The 20,547-nt window shown below is 70.4% G+C and carries 9 protein-coding genes; 2 read left to right on the top strand and 7 right to left on the bottom strand.

Going from position 1 to position 20,547, the window contains the following annotated elements:
• Positions 1-274: 274 nt before the first annotated feature.
• Complete coding sequence (locus tag G446_RS0107875) at positions 275-2,833, bottom strand: UvrD-helicase domain-containing protein (protein WP_026409749.1); 2,559 nt, start codon at positions 2,831-2,833, stop codon at positions 275-277.
• Between the two features lies 1 nt (position 2,834).
• Positions 2,835-9,545 carry a DEAD/DEAH box helicase gene (locus tag G446_RS0107870; protein WP_245574632.1) on the bottom strand — a complete coding sequence of 2,237 codons (6,711 nt, stop codon included), beginning with the start codon at positions 9,543-9,545 and terminating at the stop codon, positions 2,835-2,837.
• Between the two features lie 225 nt (positions 9,546-9,770).
• Between G446_RS0107870 and G446_RS0107865 the strand changes: the two genes are divergently transcribed.
• Both G446_RS0107865 and G446_RS20965 read left to right on the top strand, forming a co-directional pair.
• A complete protein-coding gene (locus G446_RS0107865; RefSeq protein WP_026409747.1) occupies positions 9,771-10,031 on the top strand; it encodes a type II toxin-antitoxin system Phd/YefM family antitoxin in 261 nt (86 codons plus the stop codon).
• A 113-nt stretch (positions 10,032-10,144) separates the two neighbouring features.
• Positions 10,145-10,291: a type II toxin-antitoxin system RelE family toxin gene (locus tag G446_RS20965; protein WP_281170214.1), complete on the top strand. Its 147-nt coding sequence runs from the start codon at positions 10,145-10,147 to the stop codon at positions 10,289-10,291.
• A gap of 191 nt (positions 10,292-10,482) precedes the next feature.
• Here G446_RS20965 and G446_RS19260 read toward each other — a convergent pair whose 3' ends face one another.
• The 5 genes from G446_RS19260 to G446_RS16700 all read right to left on the bottom strand — a co-directional run.
• A complete protein-coding gene (locus tag G446_RS19260) occupies positions 10,483-11,373 on the bottom strand; it encodes a DUF4231 domain-containing protein (RefSeq protein ID WP_084779087.1) in 891 nt (296 codons plus the stop codon).
• A gap of 13 nt (positions 11,374-11,386) precedes the next feature.
• Positions 11,387-11,929, bottom strand: coding sequence for a TIR domain-containing protein (locus tag G446_RS19255; RefSeq protein WP_084779086.1), 543 nt, complete (start codon positions 11,927-11,929; stop codon positions 11,387-11,389).
• A gap of 58 nt (positions 11,930-11,987) precedes the next feature.
• Positions 11,988-16,715 carry an Eco57I restriction-modification methylase domain-containing protein gene (locus G446_RS0107855; protein WP_026409746.1) on the bottom strand — a complete coding sequence of 1,576 codons (4,728 nt, stop codon included), beginning with the start codon at positions 16,713-16,715 and terminating at the stop codon, positions 11,988-11,990.
• Entirely contained in the window at positions 16,715-19,840 is a 3,126-nt protein-coding gene (locus G446_RS0107850; protein WP_245574630.1) for a helicase-related protein, read from the bottom strand. Before G446_RS0107850 ends, G446_RS0107855 begins: the two co-directional genes overlap by 1 nt.
• A gap of 453 nt (positions 19,841-20,293) precedes the next feature.
• The coding region (locus tag G446_RS16700) for a transposase (RefSeq protein ID WP_034469716.1) at positions 20,294-20,547 on the bottom strand (254 nt) is incomplete at its 5' end.

The raw sequence follows: 20,547 nt of genomic DNA, 5'->3' as shown, positions 1-20,547 counted from the left end.
CCGCCTCGGGAAGGATCCCTGACCGCGGCGCGGACTCGACCGGCGCGGAGCCGGGCCCGGCTTGCGTAATGCGAGCCCAGCGCAACAGAGTCCATCCCGGCTCGCGCCATGCGAGCCCAACCCGACGGAATTCGCCTGCGCTCGATTCTCGCGAACTGGCCTCGCACGATGTGAGCTGAGGTGACATCACCGAATCGACTCCCCGGGGCGATGGGGCTCACCGGGTGGGACGAGACCCCGGGGAGCGGGGCCAGGCGATTCTTGAAGAAGGCCTCTACCGGACCACATCCTCCAGCAGCGGGCTCTTCCGGCCGCTCCAGGAGATGGCGAGCTGATCGCGAGCGCGGGTGGCGGCCACGTACAGCAGGGAGCGCTCCCGCAGGAGCGCATCGGTGCGGTCCGCCTCGGAGTAGCGCTGATCGCGCAGCGAGCGCGGGATCGAGTCCTCGGACACGTCGAAGAGCAGGACCTTGCGGAACTCCAGTCCCTTGGCCCGGTGCATCGTCATGACCACCGGTCGGCCGCGGCCCACGGCCTCGCGGTCGACCGGGCGCACCTCGATGCCCTGCTGCGCCAGCCCGGTGACCACCGCGTCCCGCTGATACCGGTCGCGCACAAGCACGGCGATCGTCTCCGGGGCGCCCTCCTCGCCGGCGTCCCGGTCCTCCTCCAGCCACAGATCGAGGAGCGCGCCCGCCTCCTTGATCTCCTGGTCGCGATCACTCGCGTGAATGAGCAGCGGCTCCGGCCCCGACCTCGGCGAGACGTAGCGGTGCTCCTCGGCCCGCCCCTCCATGTCCTCGTAGGCCCCGGGATCGAGGATCCCGAAGGCGAGGTCGAGGTTCTGGTGCGTGGTCCGGTAGTTGCGGGTCAGGCGCCGCGACCGCCCGCGCACATGGATCCCGTAGTGGCTCAGCGTGATCTTCCTGCCGTAGATGCGCTGGTGGGAGTCCTCGGCCAGGAACAGGTCGTCCGGCCCGCTGTCGACGAGCGCGCGCAGAAGCTGGAGGTGGGCGGGGGTCAGGTCCTGCGCCTCGTCGACGAGCACGTGCCGGAATGGCCGGGGCGCGCCCCGTGCGGCCTCGGCGTCGAGCCAGGCGGCGGCCAGGGCGAGCTGCTCGGAGAAGGAGACGACGTCGAGGGCGGCGCTGCGGTCCCGGTAGCTCTCGATGGCCCTCCACACGGCGGCGCGCTTGTCCCGGGCGAGGGCGACGCCCCGCCCGGGGCGCCGGACCCGCAGGTACTGCCGGAGGGTGGTGATGCGCTGGGGCAGCACGATGAGCTCGTACTCGGACTCCAGGAAGTCGGCGGATCGCAGGCCCTCGGGCAGTTCGTTGCCCATGAGGGCGAGGGCCTCGTACCACGGGTTGCTCTTGGAGTCGGGAAGGGTCAGCACGCGCGTGCGGGGCCGGCCGATGACCCGCTCCGCCGTCTGCGCGATGGAGTCGCCGGCGCGCTGGAGGACGGCGCGGGCGATCCTGTCCAGGCCGCTGACGAGGAGGCCGGGCTCCCCGATCCTCTCGGCGAAGGGGAGCGTCGGGGCGAGCTGGGCCACCTGGCGGCGCAGGTCGTCGGCGAGATTGCGCGTGTACGTCGTCAGCAGGATCCGCACCTCGTCCCCCGCCTCGGCGTCGCGCTTGGCCAGGACGGCGGCGCGGTGCACGGTGACGACGGTCTTGCCGGTCCCGGCGCCGCCGGAGACGCGCATGGGGCCGTTGGTGCGGCGGTCCACGAGGGCGCGCTGCTGGGGGTGGAGGAAGAGCTGCCACTGGGCGAAGGTGAGGCCCTCGATCGCCCGGCGCAGGTCCTCGTCGGTCTCGAGCCAGGCGAACTCGGTTCGGGCGGCGCGCCGGCGCAGGCCCGCGATGATGTCGGCGTCGGTGGGGTCGGGGGCGACGTCCTGCGGGCGCAGGAGCTCGAAGTCCTCGCGCACGTCGTCGATCGTCGACCCCGTCGCCAGGGCGAGGAGGGCCTCCCCCTGCCAGGCGACTCGGGCGGTGATGGCCAGATCCAGGAGCTGGGACTCGCAGGTGGCGGCGAGCGCCGCGGCGCCGAGTCGGACGTCGATGCCGAGTTCGTCGCGCAGAGTCTCGACGCTCAGCCTCTCGGGCCAGGTGAGCGCGTGATCGCGGCCAGGAGCCGCAACGGCGCCGGGCACGGCCCGCGCTGCGCCGGGGGTCTCGGCACCGGGCACGACGGCGCCGGGCACTGCCTGCGCCGCATCGGGCGCGACGGCGCCCCGTTGGTCACCGCTGGCGCCCTGGTGACCGTCGCCGCTGCCCCGCTGGCCGCCGACGGGCGCGCCGGTGGCGCCCGCCTCGCCCGCCCCTCCCGCGGCGGCCCGCGCATTCTGGCGGCGCGCCTCGGCGTTGGCGCTCTGGATGCGGGCGGCCTCGCGGGCGATCTCCTCCGCCTCCCGTCTGGCCGCGTCGAGCTCGGCCCGCGCGGCGCGCCGCGCCTGCTCGACGTCGCCGGCGTCCTGCTGGATGGCGTCCTTAATGCGGGTGACCTCGGTGGCCCCGTTGCAGGGGTTGACGCCCACGGTGACGGACTCGGCGATCCTGTTGGCCTCGTCGTGCGGCCAGATGCCGTGGATGACGTAGACGGGCTCGCCGCCCGCGTCCAGCTCGAACAGGACCGCCCGGTAGAAGTCGGTGACGCGGGCGGTGCGCACGCGCCGGTCGGCGGCACCCCTGATGTGCTCCAGGTGCAGGCCGGTGCTCGCGGTCATGGTGCTGAGCTTGGCGATGAAGGGGCCGATCTTCGCCTTCAGCGACGAGTCCCTGGCGGTGGCGTCCTTGGCCTTGCTGCTGGGCCAGACGATCGCGGGCATGTCAGTGTCCTTCCAGGAGCGCGGCGATCCGGGCAATGGTCTGTTCGGGGTCGTCCCCGGGGACGACGACGCGCCAGCCGGCGGCGGCGAGCGCCTCGACGTCGCCCTCCATCGGGTCGGCGACGACGGCGACGCGTCGATCCTGCCACGACAGGTCGGTCATGACCCCGTCGGCGACCTCGGCGCCGTCGTCCCCGCGGGGGATGCCGGCGGCGGCGAGGCGGGGCAGGAGCGCGAGGACGTCCGGCGGGGTGAGCTCCGCATCGACGTCGTTCCAGCCGAGGTCGCTCATCGCCTCGGGGCTCACCCCGGCGTCGGCGGCGAGGGCCCGGGTCTTGGCGCGCCCGCGCAGCTCGTCGAGGGCCCGGCTCGTCGTCGTGATGGCCACGGGCGCCTGCGCGAGGGCGAGCACGTTGCCGAGCCTGAGCCAGGCCAGCCAGGCCTCGGCGTGGTCGGGGGAGGTCAGCGCCTCGTCGGAGTCGTCGAGCATCAGGGCCATGCCGGTGGTGGAGACGCCGGTGAGTCGGACCGCGAGGGCGAGGTGGGGGCTGGTGAACACCGAGCCGGAGACCCGGGCGCGGGCGCCCACGCCGGCGCCGGTGGGCTCGACGCCAGCGCCGGCGCCGACGAGCTTCGGGAGGTCCTCGTCCGGGCGCAGCGCCCGCAGGGCCTCCCACAGCGGGTCCGCCTGCGCGCGCGCAGCGGGGGAGTAGTGCACGGGGGCGCTGGCGCCCTGGGCGGGGGAGTACGGCGGGGACGCCGCCCCGCTCGGGGGCAGGCGGCGGGCGGCGTCGCAGATGAGCGGGCCCCAGATGGAGTCGGCCAGGGCGCTGAGGGCGGTGGCCTCCGGACTGGCGTCGGGGCCGTCGTCGGCGTCGTCGAGCAGCATGGACTCCAGGAGGGCCATGGGGCCGCCGCGCCAGGCGGCGATGGCCCGGTCGGTGACGGCGCCCGCCCGCGCCGGCCCGAGGGAGCCGTTCTTGAGCCGGGCGACCGCGTCGTCGTCGAGCCAGGTCGGATTCCACGGTCCGCCCAGGTCCTCGGCGCCGACGGCGATGACCCGGTACCCGGCGGCGCGCAGGCGCTCGCGCTTGGCGGCGTCGTCGGCGAGACGGTTGTGCGCCCGAGTGGCGTGATAGCGGCGCCCGTCGATGAAGACGGCGATGGGGGCCCGGCCGGCCGGGCGCAGGCAGGTGAAGTCGGGGCGGGCGCCCAGTGCGTCGAGCTGCGGGCGGATCCTCCAGCGGCCCCCGTCGATCTCGAGGGCGGGCGCCCCGGAGGGGTCCCCGACGGCGCGCACGGCCATCTCCTTGCCCAGGCGGTCGATGAGCTCGGCGCGGAAGCGCACCTCGAGGGGGCTCTCCCCGGTGCCGGCCCGCACGGCCTCATCGGTGACGTGCCACAGGGGCGCCTCCGGGGCCAGGTCGGCGAAGGGGCCCTCGGCGTCCGGTCCCAGGAGTTGGCGGATGGCGTGAAGGGCGGCGGCGCGGGTGACCTCGCCGGAGAGCGCGTGGGGCTGGAGGCAGTCGGGGCACATGCCCCTGTTCTCGGTGCGGCACGGGCAGTCCTCCAGGTGCTGGCCGGTGCGCACGAGGAGGTTCCAGAGCTTGGCGGGGTCGTCGTGATCGGTGAGGTATCCGGTGCCGCCGGGAACGGTGTCGTGCAGGAGGAGGGCGGGGCGGGTCTCACCGGGGGCGCCGCCGGCGACGGGGTGGGGGACGACGGCGATGCCCAGGTGGTCGGGGGACCCGCCGGTGGTGATCTCCAGGCCCAGCCGGATGGCGGCCGTCAGGGAGTCGGCCCCCACCCAGTCGGTGGCGAAGCCGAGGGGGAGAACGAAGGCGATCGCCTCGGTGCGCAGCTCTCGCATGAGATCGACGGCGATGACGTGTTCGGCGGGATCGGTGCGGTGCGCGCACCAGGGCCGGTGCTCGCGGGCGGTGGAGGCCCCGGTGTCCGTGTCGAGCTTGCCGCACGCCTCGCACAGGCGGAAGTCCCGCGAGGAGACGGGCAGGCCCGCGACCCTGTCGACGCTCTGGCCGGCTAGGGCCCGCCCGGTGTTGAGCCAGCGCAGGCTCATGCCGCGGTAGCGGGTCAGCCCGAAGCCGGAGGCCTCCACGCTCCACTGGCGCACCGCGCGCTCGGGGTCGAAGTCGGCCAGGGGGAGGATCTCGAAGCGGGTGCGGATCCGATCATCACTGGAGTCCCCGATCCGGGCGTCGTCCCCGGAGACGTCGGCGAAGACCCGCGTCAGGCGCAGGACCCGGCGCGCGCGCCCGACGTCGGCGATGGCGGTTCCCCGGCACCTCGGGCACTCGGGGGGCGCGGCGGGCCTGCTCCCCTGCGGGCCCCGGACGTCGGCGTAACCGCAGGCCTCGCAGCAGAACCACCACTGGGCCTGGTCGGCGAGGTCGGCGGAGGCGTCGACGCCCTCGATCCTCATCTCCAGGCCGCGGGTGTAGAAGGTGGCGCCGGGGGCGAACTCGTGCAGGGCGCGGACGGAGGCCCGCTCGACGTCGTAGGGCTCGGGATGGAATTCGTCGGTCTCCGGGTCGCGCCAGGACACGCGGGCGGACAGGCGCACCGAGTCGTCGATGAGGGTGTAGTTGGGCAGGATGCCGTGGCGCTCCAGGGCCGAGACCCAGTGCTCCCCCTGCAGGTCGAGGATCCGGGCCTGGGCCGCCTTCCGGGCGCCCTCGGCGGCGCGATGGGCCCGCCGGTCCTCCTCGGTGGCGTTGGGGCGCTCGGCCGCCATCGCGAGTTCGGGCAGGGCCCCGACGATCTGGCGCTCCTGGCGCCGGAGCCGCTCGGCCTCGGCGCGGTGCTCGGCGGTGGCCCGCATGAGCATCTCGCGGGGCCCGGCGCCGCCGTCCCGGGTGACCCAGCTGGTCAGGCGCTCGAGCGCCGGCGTGCGCTGCCCGAAGGCGTCGGTGAAGGCCCGCACCAGCGGGGCGCCGTCGCGCTCGATGCGCTCGCACAGGACGCTCATGAGGGAGCCCTCCCCGGTGGCCCCCAGGGCGGCCCCGGCGGTACCGCGTCCCCCGGAGGGGACGGCCGGGTGGTTCTCGCGGGCCAGGGCGTCGATGACGGAGGCCAGGAACTGGCGGCGCAGGATCTCCTCGGCCCCCAGGTAGGTCGACGGCGGTGCGACGGAGCCGTTGAGGAGCCGGTCGGGGTCGTCGAGGACCGGCAGTTGGTGGCGCCTGCCGGGCACGTAGGCCAGGGCGAGCGCCGACCCGCTGCGGCGGCCCGCCCGGCCGACCCGCTGCACGTAGGAGGCGACCGTGGCCGGCAGGGAGCCGAGCATGACGGTGGACAGGTCCCCGATGTCGATGCCCATCTCCAGGGTGGGGGTGGCCACCAGGACATTGGGATCGCCCGGTGCCTGCTCGGGACGCTTGAACCCGTTCTCGACCCGGGCGCGCTCGTCGGCGGTGAGCAGCGAGGTGTGCTCGTGGGCGTCGACGCGGCGCACATGGGCCCCGGCGTACATGCTGCGGTAGAAGCTCTCCGCCGGGCGCGGCCCGGCCCTGAGGCGGCCCGGGCAGCCGACGGCCGGGCAGGGGGCGTTGTCGAGCTGGTCCACGGTGGCGGCCGCGGCGGGCAGCTGCGTGCGGCAGGTGTCGCACACCAGGAGCAGGTCGTCTCCCGTGGTCTCGCCCAGCGGGGAGACGACGACGCGCCCGGCCGGCAGCCCGTAGACGGTGCCGCCGCTGCTGGTGTCGGTGGCGGTGAGGATCCCGGCCTCGGCCAGGCGGGCCAGGAGCACGCGGGCCAGGCGGGCGGCGTGCGTGGGCGCCGCGCCCAGGCACTTGCGGGTCCAGGTGGCGTACCAGGACCTGGGCGAGCCCACCGGCACGAAGGCCGACTTGCGGGTGTCGAGGCCGCCGCCCGCCCGGGGGAAGGCGGGGGCGGCGCGCCCGGCGGGGAAGGCCGGCTGGCCCTGGCTGCGGTTGCGCTTGTACCAGATCCACAGGCGCTTGCCGTCGTCGCGCTTGTAGCGCGCGAGCCACTCGTGGTCGATGGCCCCGTCGCGGCGCATGCGCTCCAGGGTGCCGCGCACCCAGGCGAGCAGGTCGGCGTCGGCGACGCCCTCGAATCCGTCCAGGACGCCCTGCCGCTCGCCCCCCAGGGCCCGGCGGGCCAGGTCGGTCAGGACCGATGCGCGCCCGGCGGCCACGTGCACGCCCACCGACCCGGTGGCCTCCAGGGTGCGCCCGTAGGCGGACTGGAGGCCCACCTCCAGGGCGATGTCGAACAGGAGCCGACGGCGCACGTGCGGCTCGGCCCGACGCCGCTCGGAGGCCGAGGCCTTCGGGTCCCAATAGGGCTTGAAGCACCGGTGCTCGGTCAGGGCCGCGGGCACGAGCCGGTAGCGGTCGAAGGCGCTGGGCCGGGCGGCGTCGAGGGCGGCCCCGGCCCACGCGTCAAGGGGCATGTCGGCTGTCAGCGCCCCCCGCAGGGCCGAGCGCAGGCTCATGGTGTGGGAGCGCTGGTTGACGAATCCTGCCCGGTGGGCGGCGTCCTGCACGGAGTCGGTGAAGATGAGGGCGCGCTTGTCGGCGTCGTCGAGGGCGTCGTCGCCGAACAGGGTGGTCAGGGACACCGACAGGAGGGTGGCGACGGCCGAGCCGAGGAAGCGGATCGAGTCCCTGTCCCCGCACGAGGGGCACACGTCGCGGGTGGAGTCCTCGGCGATGGCGCGCTCGTCCCCGGTCAGGGTCAGGACCGGCAGCACGAGCCCCTCCTTGGCCTCCGGGTCGTCATCGGCCGGGCGGCGGGCGAGGAGCTCGCGGCCGTTGACGGAGTACCAGCGCAGCCCGGGGTGGCGGGCCTGCGGGTCGGGCTCCCCGGCTTCGAGGCGGCGGCGGTAGTCGGCGTCCTCCCCGGGGGCGTGCAGGAGGGTCCGGAAGCGGGGGTCGCCGGTCTTGCGGTCGCGGCGCACCTGGGACTGGTCGTCCTTCTCCCGCTGCCCCGTGGGGGCCAGCACGACGCCCCAGCCGGAGCGCCCGCACGAGCGGCAGTACAGGGCCGGGCGCGCGGGATCGTCGACCCGCGCCTGCTCGGAGGCGGCGTCGGCCCAGCGGAAGGCCGGCAGGGAGCTCAGGACCCGGTCGACGCGGGTGACCTCGCGGATCCACAGGGTGACCTCCACATTGACCGCGCTGCGGTCGGGGGCGCCGTCCAGCCCGGCGCGCACGACGGACAGGGCCGCCAGGATCGCGCACAGCACCCGGCGGGCCGGGCCCGGCTCGCAGGCGGGGCCCAGCAGATCGCGGGCGAGCCCGGCCAGCGGCGTGGAGATCTCGGCGGCGCGCACGAGGTCCAGGACGTCCGGGTGGGCCTGGAGGGCGCAGGCGAGTCCGGCGGCGTCGAGGGAGTCCTCGAGCCCGTCGGGCAGGTCGTACAGGCGGGCGACGACGCCGCGCAGCAGCTCCTCGGGGTCGGGGGAGCCGGCCTGGGCGAGGTGGGCCAGGGCCCGCAGGTTCTCGCCCGGCAGGGAGCGCAGGCGCAGGGCGCGGCCGATCAGGCCCAGGGACTCGGCGGCGACGCGGTGGGCGGCGGCCCACCGGTCGAGGTCGGCGCGGGTCTCGGTGACGACGGCGTCGGCGGACAGGTCGACCCCGAAGACGTCGCGGGCGAAGGCGAGCATGCGGGAGGGGTCCCCGCCGTCGCCGAGGGTGGCGGACGTGGCCACCGGGCACACGGGCCCGAGCGGTGAGTCGGCGAAGGCCTCCCGGCGGGGGTCGTCGGCGCTCAGGTGGGCGCGCAGGGTCAGGCCCAGGCGCCGCAGCAGCATGGCGACGTCGGTGCCCTGGGCGCCGTCGTAGGTGTGGAACTCATCCAGGACCAGGTAGGTCAGGGAGGCGGCCGAGCCCCGCCACAGCTCGCGGTCCTCGGGGCGCAGGAGCAGCTGGTCGAGCATCTTGTAGTTGGTGAGCAGGATGTCCGGCGGGTCGTTGCGGATGGCGTGGCGGTCGGTGATGAGGGATTCCGCGGTGACGCGCTTGTTCGGCCGGGCGGAGGAGTCGCCGGTGTAGACGGCGGCGCGCACCCCCGCCAGGGCGGGGTCGGAGGCGATGAGGCGGGCCAGGCGGCCGGCCTGGTCCGCGGCCAGGGCGTTCATGGGGTAGAGGATGAGGGCCTTGACGCCGGTGACCCCCCGGGCGCGGGCGCGCAGCACGTGGTCGAGGACGGGGTGGAGGAAGGCCTCGGTCTTGCCCGAGCCGGTGCCGGTGGTGACGATGGTCGGCTCGGGGCGGTGGCCGCCCTTGGTGGTCAGGCGTCGGTAGGCGTCCTCCTGATGCTGGTAGGGGGCCAGGCCCGGGTCCCAGTCGAGGGGGCGGTCGGTGAGGGCGGCGGGGTTGGTGACCGGGGCGGAGCGGCTGGGCCGGGCGTGTTGGGCGGGCTGGACGGGGCCAGCGGCCGGGCCGGGCTGGCCGGGTTGGCCAGCCCGACCGGGGCCGACGGCGTGGGCGCTCGCGGCCAGGTAGGGCAGGCGCAGGCGCACGAAGGGGCCGATGAAGACGCCCTGCTCCTCGTCCTGGAGGAAGTCGGCGAGCACCCGTCGCGGCTCGGCGTCCGTGAGCGCGAAGGTCGTCGACAGGTAGTCGACGATGGATCGCCAGATGCGTTCGGCCTGGAGGCTGGGAAGAAGGAGAGTCATGAGTAAGGCGCGCTGGTTGTGGGTGGTGGGGCTCGGATGCGGCATGGGAGCGGCGTCGGCCGGGGCGGGCACGGGACCTGTGCCCGCCGGGGCCGGCACGGCCTCGTGCGGATCGTCGTCGTTCCGGGAGATTGATCCCGCAACTCAGAGGCTACCGCAGGGGTGAGACGACGAAGCCGAGTGCTGTCGGCGGGCCTCGACTCTGAGCAGCGCGATGCACACCATGTAGCGCGATGTACATCGTCGCGTTCTTCACCGATACTGCGGGCCATGACTGATATGCCCGTCTCCGCCGCGCGCAACAAGCTCGCCGACGTCATCGACGACGCCCACGCGAGCCATGAGCCCGTGTTCCTCACCCGTCGGGACCGCCGCGTGGCCGCGGTGATTGGAGCGGAGGACCTGGAGCGCCTCACCCGGGCTGCGGAGGACCTGACGGACATCGAAGCAGCCGACGCCGCCCGTGCGGAGGTCGCCGAGCACGGCACCATCCCCTGGGACGAGGTCAAGGTTGACCTCGGGCTCGCATGACCCACCGGATCCAGCTCAGCCCGGCTGCCGCCCGTCAGCTACGCAAACTGGACGGTCACGCGCAACGCCGGATTCAGGCTGTCGTTGAGCTGCTTGCCTAAGAGCCTCGCCCGATAGGTGCCAAAAAACTCGTCGGAGGGCACGGGGAGTGGCGCGTGCGCACCGGCAACTACCGCATCATCTACGAGATCGACGACGGAGTGCTGGTGGTCCTCGTTCTCGCTGTTGACCACCGCCGTGAGGTCTATCGCCGAAAGTGACAGCGGGCGCCCGCCCGTTTCGCGAGCGGCGCGGGCAAGGGCAGACGGGCGGAGGGACCGATGAAAACGCCCTGCTCCTCGTCCTGGAGGAAGTCGACCAGTGCCCGCCGCGGCTCGGCGTCCGTGAGCGCGAAGGTCGTCGACAGATAGGCGATGGAGCACCGGATGCGCTCAGCCTGGAGGGATATGATTTAGGGTTCAATCCAATTGGGAAGCCGACCGGTTCGAGAAGCTAGCCACGTCGTGTGCTCACGACTGATGGCCTCTTCTGCGTCAGCGGCAACCAATGCCCAGTCCTTTTCATCCACCATCCTCAGTTTGGACTCTTGTATTCCCAGTTCCTTTGTTGCTACGGCGTATGCGGATGCCAACGGAGAGAACTGCTTCACGGAGACCCACGCGGTGCCAGCTGCGATCAAGGCTCCGAGTAGGCCAGCGAAGTCTATGGTCCATCCTCCGGGAAGGCGACTGCAGGCAAGTCCAAAGACCAAAGCATCAAAAATGATGAGGGTGCTGCGCCAGAATATGGCACATCGTCGGTTCAGGCGAGCCTTCTTCGCATACCAGTTTTTTTGGTCAATGGTTCTTCCGTTGATGTAGGTGTCGCGTCTATCCTCGAAAGGAGCGGCTCTTAGAATGTTCATATTATGTGTCACAACCGAGTTGGCATCAAATACGATCCTCTCTGATACCTCGCTGGTGACCGTTGATATGCGTTCTCGAAGCAGGGTCTTAGCGTCCGAATCCGCCATCGAAACCGGGAACGGATCTGCGCAAACCGCATATCTCCAGGCGAGAGTTTTGACCGACTCCGCCACTGCTCTTCCCTCGTACCATGCTTGCTCCGAGTGTGTTGCCCAAGATACAACCTCGCAGATGAGTGCCGATAAGAATCCAATGAGTATCGTCCAGGCGGCAACATCAACTCGATCGATACGCCAAGAAATCGCTCCTCCTGCTGCTGCAACCAGACCTCCTCCGAGCCTGCCTTTTGTAAGCCAAAGTGTTAGCTGCTGAGCATACTTAGACTCATCATCGGCATTCTTCCATGCTCCCGGCAGATCGGCGTCGGTCAGTATCATAACCGTCCTCCGGTCAAGCGTTCCGTTGGCGCAGTGGGCGGCTGTTTTTGCGGAGATCTGCCTTCTCGGTGCGAGCGGTGTAAGCGATCTCGATGAATTCTGCCAGGAGCTCGACACTGGAAGGATACTTTCGCCACCGAGCGTACCCATCATTGCCGTCCACATTGTCATCAAGGCGGTCAGGCAAACGCTTACCTGAGTAGTTCGCCGCGGATGGGAGTGTGATCGCAAGAAGACCGCTAGCGGAGGACGTTTCAGTATTCCGTAGTGATGCGGCGATTTCCCAATCCACGAATTTGCGTCCCCATGTATCTCTTCCAATCAGTACAATGGTAACAGTGGTGTCGTGCAGGTACCTAGCGCGAATCTGGGACATAATGTAGGCGGAGTTGGTGCTATTGATGATGTCTCCAGGCATGCTCGCACCGATGCCTCGTGCTATAAGTATGTCCTGGTTGTGGTCGAAGGTCCGGATGAACTGCTCGACCTCTTCTTCGTCGGCGTGATGGTAAGAAATAAAGCACTTTCTGCGGGTGCTGTTGGCAAGAGTTGACATGGGTTCCTTCTTGGGTGATGGGTGGAGATGTTGTCGAGTAAGGCAATATGGTGGAAATCTACACCTCGGATACGGTGAGGTAGGTGTGGATGCGGCGGAAGTCGGATTCGCGGTCGCGGATGCGGAAGGGGAGGTCGTAGATGTAGGAGACGCCAGAGCCAGGGTGGGTGTGAGTGCGCTCTGATGGTGGCATATCCTCATTGGAGGTGGGACGCTGGCGCTGCTCCCAGGCCTGACGGACTGGGGTCGGGACTTGGCGGCCGTTCGCATCGTAGACATAGGCGCCCTGGCCGCGGCCATGGTCATAGTCGTAGAGGACCGCGAACTGGGTGCGGTAAATCGTGCACAGATCCTCGATCGGCACACCCAGCATCATCGCCACCATGACATCGATCTCCGCCTGCGCGTTACGACGATCCTCGGCCCGACGCAGCGGCGTATCCGTCGTCCACTCCGGGCCAATCGGGCGCTCGTCATAACGCTCCAGGATGGGAGCATCAGTCACAAACGACTCGTCCCAGCACTCGGCCCACAGGCCGGCATAGGCATCCGTGAGGCAGTTTAGGCGTAGCACTCTCAGAACTGCTCTTAGAATAAGGGGATGGTCTCTTGGGAGGGCTGGTATGAGAACCAGGTCTTTGAAGTCTATGTGACTCCTTCCGGATGTCCGTGTCCGAAAATCTGAGATGAGGCTCGAGGCTGTCGCCAAAATTTCACAGAGTCTGTTTGCTATTACTCCGCCTGCTGCCGACACCGTCATAACGTGCGCCGTTCCGGGCGGTATGATGGTAGGCATAAGGGTGCGCTCCCCAGTTGGAGCTGCCATGTTGCGCCATGCGAGACGATAAAAGTCTCGAGCGGAACGGTCGCCCCAATGTGTGTATTGCAAGTCGTAAGCGACCTGATCTTTAGGCGGCTTGTATAGAGTGATGGGCTGCGTGGCGGAATTTATTGCCTCGATGTCTCCGATTGTCCAGTCGTCCTTATTTTTCATTGTGACGTTGGGTTGTTTGAATAGCGGAGTGTTGATCGAGATGTGGGATCCTTGGAGGATTGCCTGCCCCCACGAAGAAGGTCCCCAATCTTTACTGAATAAACCCGCCTCAAAGTCGGTATTTTCATACCATCCACGCGAGAATTGCATTTCGAAGTTTAATATGCGATTTTGTGACGTGAGTGATGCGAGAGTTCGTGCAGCGGCAGAGTTCGTCGTGTAGACCATTTGTGTGTTTTGCCAGGTGTCGGAGTTTGTGACTTGTTGCCAGGTTTTCAAGGTCGATGTATCGATAATCTGAATCCTGCTGGCGTGGGGGCGTAGGTCCCAGGTGCCAGTGCGGGGGTCTTTGAAGCCGGGCTCTTCGCCACTGCCGTCGTGCACGAGGGAGCGTTGCACAGTCTCGGGGTGGTAGAGCGATACAGCGTGAAGGAAGGAGGGGTGTTGTTCTGCGCCATAAATGTTTATGCCGTACCGCTTGCTATCTTTGATTTCAAATAGTCTAAGTTCGTTTATGAACTGCCAGTGTCGTCGAAGGCGTCGATAGGCTGATCCGCGCAGTTCTGGCGTCTTCAGGTCGGTGAAGTGGGTGTCGAGATGGATGAGCGCGGAGATTCCTCGACTGTTTTGGTGGCTCCAAACGGTGCACATGAAGGGGCGATATAGATCTGGTTTTCCTCCAAGGAGAGGGAAATTTGTGATATCGTTTAGAAATGCATTGAGGGTGTCCGTTTCTGTTGCGGCGGCAAGAACGCCTTCGAGTGCCCTGGGGCGATTAAGAGTCAGCGGCTGTCGTCTGGTGGTTTCGCTGTTCGATGGCTTGCCGGTGAGCCCCCACCAAGCGTCGTACTCAGCAAGCGCTTCTGGCAGTACAAAAGCTGGCCGCACCCACGGCGGGTTCCCCACCTGGAGGTCGAAGCCGCCGCGGGCGAAGACGGTGGCGAAGTCCAGCTCCCAGTGGAAGAAGCCTTGCGTCTCCGCCACATCCCGGACGACGGTGAGCCACTCGTGCTCCTCGATGACGGAGTCGATCGCGCGGGCGCCGGCGAAGCCGAGGTCCATCTCCTCCGCCTGCTCGAGTTCGTCCCAGGCCGTGGCGTCGGCGAAGGTCGCGGCGTCGGTCGGACCCGCCTTGCCCGCAATGCCCAGGAGTCCCTCCAGGGCGCCCAGCCACTCATCCAGGCTCGGCGGCTTCACCTTCGTGGTCAGCGGCCAGTACCACAGCGCGCACCACGCATCCATGACGAGTCGCAGCCGCCGGTACGCCGAGCCCGGCTCCGCCAGGTAGGCCTCAATGTCTTCACGTGAAACCGTCGAGCCGATATCGGCCTGCTCCTCGCGTTCCCACAGGTCGATGCGCCGCGAGACCTCGGCCTCCGCCACCCGCAGGCGCCGCAGGGTCAGCTCCCACAGCACCTCCGCGCGCCGCGCCAGGGCGATCATCCGCTTGGCCTGGGCGGTGGTCAGCGTCTTCGTGATATTCCTGCGCCAGGTCTTGAGAGCCTTGAGCCTGCCGGCATCGACCAGGTCTCGCACCTGCTTGGGGACCTCCACCGCGCTGCCCCAGCCCTTGGCCGGCAGCAGGAAGTGGTGGATCCTGTTGGAGACGTCGAGCGCCCCGCCCATGCGGTGCGGGGAGGCCGCATCGGCGTCGTCGATCGCGGCCGCCACCTGGCTCAGCGGCTCGGCCGTCGGGGCGGCCGTCAGCCAGGCCCGCTTCTTCAGCTGCGACGTCGAGTACAGGGCCCGGCGCGCCCCCACCAGCGAATTGCCGCGCCGCAGCCGCAGCCCGAACCACGGGGCCGCCAGCCCCTCCACCATGGTGTCCAGCCACAGGGACACCTCCGCCAGTTCCACCGCCGTCGCATTGAGGTCCACCCCGTACACCTGGTGCAGGGCGAGATACGCCTTCACCTTCGCCAGCTCGCGGGGCCGCTCCTCCGGATCCACCCGCCGGCCCAGCTCGCGCTCGCGCCGCGAGAGGTACTGCTCCGCCAGCTGGCGCACCGCCTCAATGGCGAAGGCCCCCGACCCCAGCGCCGGCTCGCACACCGTCAGGTGCAGGATCTCTTCCGCGCTCGTCGTGTGTCCATCCTGGTCCAGCAGCTCGGCCAGGGCCTGCTGGACTGTGAAGCGGGTGAGCACCTCCGGGGTGTAGAAGGAGGCCGACCGCTGGCGGTCCCGGCCCGACAGCCGGTAGACGAACTGGCCCTTCTCATAGGTGACGTTGCGGCGCTCACCCGTCACCTCGTCCTCCACCGTCACGAAGTCCTTCTCCTCCAGACCCTTCATGACGTCCTCGGGCACCACCCACGAGCCCTTCGAAGCGTCCCCGCCCGGCGCCACCTCCCACAGGCGCTCGGCGGCGAAGGAGCCCGAGTAGCTCATGAGCCCCTCGTAGACGGCGCCCAGCTGGTTGATGCCCAGCTCCACATACGAGATGAAGCCGCGCCCGCTCTTGGTGTTCTCCTTGGTCAGCAGCAGGTGGCGCAGCACCCGCAGCAGGGCCCCGTTGCCCAGGCCCACCTCGTCGATGAGGGCGGTCGCCTCGGGGCGGAAGAGGTCGGCGCGCATCGGCCGGAAGACCAGGCCGTCGAAACCGCCCTCGTCCTGGGCGGACACCTCCGCGTTGTGGCCGCCGTCGACCAGGCGGAACAGCCGGTCCAGGGACTCATAGATGTGCGTACCCGCCTGGGAGGACTCCTCGTGCAGCTCGACCAGCGCCAGTTCGCGCAGCCGGTCCAGGCCGTAACCGGCGTCGTACTCGGCGGCGCCCACTGGCAGGACCCCCAGTTCGGGGCTCGCCTCCGCGTACAGCAGGAAGATGACCCGGTAGATGTAGCGCAGAGACTGGAGAGCCAAGGGCTGCGCCTGCTCCTGGGGCAGCGGCTCCAGCCCCCGGGCGGCACGACGGCGCACCACCTCGTTGGCAATGATCTCGATCGAGGCACGCACGCCCTCGCGCAGGTCCTTGGACACCCCCACCGTGTGGGCGGCCGAGTCCTCCAAGGTGGCCGTCCACCACGTCTCGCCCTCCGCCGTCGGCACCAGGGAGCGGGCGTCCAGGCAGGTCAGGGCCCGCTCCACCTCGCCGCCGCGCGTCATCTCATGGCGTTCGACGACGAGCTGCACGTTGACCGCCAGCCAGCGGCCCTCCGGCCAGCGCTCCCGCTCGGCGATGAGCGCCCACTGGCCCGCCAGGACCAGGGCGAAGGTCGGGCCGTGCTCATCGGTCATGAGCGTGGACAGGGCCCGGGACACCGACTCCACCGGTTCGGCCCCCTCCAGCACTGGGGCGCCGGAGTCGGCCAGATCCACCGGCTCCCAGGTCTCGGCGAGCGTCAGGGCGTCCTTGACCAGCAGGTCCTCCACCGTGGTCACCGGGCGGGCGCGCAGCAGTGCCAACGGCGCCGGGCCCTCGTCGCCGACCGGCCGCACCAGGGTCACCGGACCGCGCTCGGTCAGGCGGTACTCCGCCGAGGCGAAGCCCAGGATGTCGCGCATGAGCGCATCGAGCTGCTCGGCCGCCTCCAAGGCGGCGCCGGTGAGGGACTCGGCGCCGTCGGCGGGCAGGGCCGCCAGCAGCTCCTCCAGGCGGGAGCGCTCGGCGCGGAACCGGGAGCGGGGCGTCGGCGTCGGCTCGGTGCCGGGGTCGGCCGGCTTCTCCAGGGCCTCCCACTCCTTGCGGCGCTCCAGCACCCGCGCCAGGAAGGACTCCTTGGCGGTGTCCGTGGTGAAGTAGTGCTCGCTGATCCAGTCCTCGCCCACGACCAGCGCGTCCGACACCGCCATCAGCGGTCTCCTTCCATCCCGAAGTCCTGCGGCACCACGACCAGCAGCGGCCGCACCAGTGTGTGCGCGGGCAGGTGCTGGTCCATGAGCTCGCGCTCCTGGGCCACCGTGGACCGCTGGGCGCGCAGGTGGCGATTCTGGACGAGGCGGCCCGCGTCGTCGTCCCAGGCGTTGGCGCGCTCGGCCCACGCGTCCACCCGCGTCCGCGCCTGCCGGCTCGCCGCCGCCACCGTCAGCTTCATCTGGCTCTCGGCGGCGTCCACGGCCGGGGAGATGAGCGCCTCCAGCAGCGCGGTGTCCGTCACCGGCCCGGAGTTCCTCAACTCATGGGAGATGCCCGCCGAGGTGAACATGGCGGCGGGGGAGTCGTGCACCTGCCCGATCGCCACCGCGTGAAGCGGTCGACCCGCGGCCAGGTCCGCCCGCGCGCCCAGCAGGTCCAGGAAGGGGAAGGCGGCGCTGACGCACACCATTGACACCGTCCGGCCCGCCCGGTTCGTCAGCGTCCCCAGCAGCAGGACGGTCGGCGAGTCCACGTCGCCGCGCACTGCGAACACCGAGGAGCGGCCGAGCTTGGCCAGCACCCGGTCGCCCGCCCAGTCCAGCACCGGGTGCAGCGGCCCCAGGTAGTGAGCCTCCGGCCACGAGGAGCCCGAGGAGTCGCCCAGGGCCTCGGCCAGGAGGCGCGCGCCCTTGGCCTGCGTCGTCGCCAGCCGCAGATACTTCTGGACGCGCTCGCGCAGGTAGGACTGCGGCAGCACCGCCAGCCGATGGCGCAGCCCCGCCGGGGGCACCATCTCCACCACGTGCTGCGTACCGTGCTCGCGCCACGAGACGCCGCCGCCACCGGTCTGGCGATGCTCGGGCTCCTCGGGGCGCTCATAGAGCTCGTTCAGGGCCTGGCGCAGGTAGTCCAGCTGAGTCTCGTACAGCGTCGAGGTCGGCAGCGGACTCGTGGGCCGGGCGGGACCGGCCGGGTCTATGGCGCCGACGGCGTCGGCAGTATCGACCGGGGCGGGGAAGCCGCCGGGATCGGCGGGGGCGGGACCGGCCGGACCGGAGGATTCGGGGCTGGCCGGACCGGCAGGGGCGAACCCGGCGGGCTCTCCGGCGTCGCCCCTCGCCTCGGCCGTGCCCGTGAGGGTTGCGAACAGGGCGGCCATGGGGTCCAGGGCGAATGCGTCGTCGGCGTCGGGGACGACGTCGTCTATATCCTTGCCCGCCTGCAGCGCCTCGCGGATCGCCGCCTCCTCCTTCTCGCCCGAGTACAGGCCCATGAGGGAGGCGGCGTCCCCCAGGGCCCGATGCGCCTGATCCTCCTTCTCCATCAGGCGCGTGAGCACCCGCACGTCGCCGGAGAAGTGCGGGTCCGATGGGTCGAGCAGCAGGGTCGTGATCTGCGGGGAGACGCTCTGGCCGTAGCGGTCGATGCGGCCGTTGCGCTGCTCGATGCGGATGAGCGACCAGGGGATGTCGTAGTGGATGAGCTCATGGCACTGGGCGTGCAGGTTGACGCCCTCCGAGGCCACGTCGCCGGTCACCAGGACGCGCACCGGCGTGTGGGCCTGGCGGAACTGCTCCACGATCTCCTGCTGCTCCACGTCCGACAGGCTCCCGTGCATGACCCGCACCGCCTCCGCCGGCAGGCGCAGGTCCTCGCGCAGGTGCTCGGCCAGCCAGGTGAGCGTCGCGATGCGCTCGGCGAAGACGACGACGCGCTCGGACGAGGAGCGGGAGATGCCGATGCGGCGCAGTTCGGCCAGCAGCGCCTGGTACTTGCCCGAGGCCGTCGTGTTGGCCTCCACGGCCAGTTCGCGCAGATGGGTCAGGGCCCGGTGCTCCGTCGAGGTCGCCTCCGAGCCCGCTGCGCGGGAGCCGCGGCGCCGGAGCCGTTCGTCAATGGTCTGGATGAGGGCCGACGGTGAGGACAGGAAGGACTTGGCCAGGGTCCAGGCGAACAGGGCGTCACCGCGCGAACCCGCCTTCCGGCCGCCGGGCGGGGCGGCGCTGTCGGCGCGGTGCAGCCAGGTGCGCGAGAGCTCGCCGGCCACCGCGTCCTCAGCGGGCGAGGGCGCCACCAGGCGGTTGACCGGGGTCAGGCGCTCCTTCCATCGGCCGCCCACGACGTCGCGCACCTCATCGGAGTGACGGTGGCGGCGGATGACGAGGCGGCGCACCGCCTCCTCATCGAGACTGCCGTCGGCGCGCACCGCCGTCGGCTCCAGCAGACGGATGAGCTCGGCGAAGGACTTCGGGTCGCCGTTGTGGGGCGTGGCCGAGGCCAGGATGAGAGCGTCGGTCTGGCGGGCCAGGATGTCCGCGAGCCGATTGTTGAGCGTGCCCTTGTTGGTGACGTTGTGCGACTCGTCGATGACGACCGCGTCCCAGCGCTGCTTGCGCAGGTGGTTGAGGTAGCGGTCCGACTTCAGGGTGTCGATGGAGATGATCGCGCGGTGGAACACCGAGAACGGGTTGCGCGAGGCCGGCACCGAGCGGCGCACCCGCTGGATCCCCACCGAATCCAGGCGCACGAAGGGCAGGGCGAAGCGCGACCACATCTCGTGCTGCATCTGCTCGAGCACGTGACGGGGCGTGACGATGAGGATCCTCTCGCCCCGGCCGCGGCGCACGAGCTCGGCCAGGATCATGCCGATCTCCAGGGTCTTGCCCAGACCGACGGTGTCCGCCAGCAGGATGCGCGGACGCAGGTTCGCCGGGTCCAGCGCCTGGCGCACCGCGGTGAGCTGGTAGGCCAGGGGGTCCGCCAGGACGTCGCCGACGACGGCCAGGTCCGTGGAGCTCGCCGGCAGCGCCGTCTTGCGCAGCGTCGCCTCCAGCCACAGGCGCGAGAGCCGGTGACGGATGGAGGTGTCCGCGATGACCCGGGTGCGGCGCGGGTCCACCGGGACGATGCGGTCGATGCCGGCGGAGAACTGCGCCGTGGCGTCGCGGACCAGCTCGGACAGGCCCTGCACCGTCACCAGCGTGCCGTCCGACGTCATGGAGACCTGGGTGACGAGCCAGTCCTCATCGCGCACCCGGACCACGGAGCCCGGTGCGACGTCAAGGGACGGTGCACCGGTTGCCGGCGCCGCAGGGGCGGCGAGGGGAAGGGACGTGGTCACGGGGACGATCCTAGGGAGAAGAGCGAGGATTCCGAAGCGGCCGGAGACATGTTACTCATCTGTGATCTTCGCTCGGGCCGCCGGCGCGCCCCGCGGGTCCGCCGGCGGACCCGCCCCGCCCCGTGGTCGGGGCGGTGGCCGCGTCGGGCGCGTCCGGGGTCGCGCCGTTGGGGGTCAGCCACTCGCCGGCGGGCACGGGTTGCGTCGGGCGCGTCCGGGGTCGTGTCCCGAAGCGGCCGGGGCGGGCACGGGGGAGTCGCGAGCGGGTGCGTCCGGGCTGTGGATGGCCGAGGTGGGGGCGGTGGTTGTCCAAATCTGCCACAAAGGCCGCTGCGCGGTCCGGGTGGCTGAGATGAAACCGCGTGATTCCGCGGTTCTGTCAGCGGCGCATAGGGGCCGCAGCGGCCTTTGTGGCAGATTTGGGTCAAGTCCCTTGGTGTGGTGTTCTTCCGGTCAGGTGGTGATGGCGGGCAGGGCGGCGCGGTCGCTGGCGCTGTTGTCGGCCTGGAGCATGTCGGTCAGGTGTCGCAGTGAGGTCTGGGACAGGTAGCGGCGTTCGCCGTACTGCCACTCCTCGTGCTGCTCCAACAGGACGGATCCGATCAGGCGGGTGACGGACTCGCTGTCGGGGAACACCTGGACGACGTCTGCTCGGCGCTTGATCTCGCGGTTGAGGCGCTCGATGGGGTTGTTGGACCAGATCTTGG

Origin of the sequence: Actinomyces dentalis DSM 19115 (assembly GCF_000429225.1) — a bacterium.
Classification (GTDB): Bacteria; Actinomycetota; Actinomycetes; order Actinomycetales; family Actinomycetaceae; genus Actinomyces; species Actinomyces dentalis.
Note: the sequence above shows the minus strand (reverse complement) of the source record. Positions and strands in the feature narration are given on the sequence as shown.

What these genes read in the sequence shown, in the direction of transcription:
- G446_RS0107865 (WP_026409747.1), top strand. Translation starts at nt 9,771, where the DNA reads ATGACTGATATGCCCGTCTCCGCCGCGCGCAACAAGCTCGCCGACGTC.
- G446_RS19255 (WP_084779086.1), bottom strand. Translation starts at nt 11,929, where the DNA reads ATGTCAACTCTTGCCAACAGCACCCGCAGAAAGTGCTTTATTTCTTAC.
- G446_RS0107855 (WP_026409746.1), bottom strand. Translation starts at nt 16,715, where the DNA reads ATGGCGGTGTCGGACGCGCTGGTCGTGGGCGAGGACTGGATCAGCGAG.
- G446_RS0107875 (WP_026409749.1), bottom strand. Translation starts at nt 2,833, where the DNA reads ATGCCCGCGATCGTCTGGCCCAGCAGCAAGGCCAAGGACGCCACCGCC.
- G446_RS19260 (WP_084779087.1), bottom strand. Translation starts at nt 11,373, where the DNA reads ATGATACTGACCGACGCCGATCTGCCGGGAGCATGGAAGAATGCCGAT.
- G446_RS0107870 (WP_245574632.1), bottom strand. Translation starts at nt 9,545, where the DNA reads ATGCCGCATCCGAGCCCCACCACCCACAACCAGCGCGCCTTACTCATG.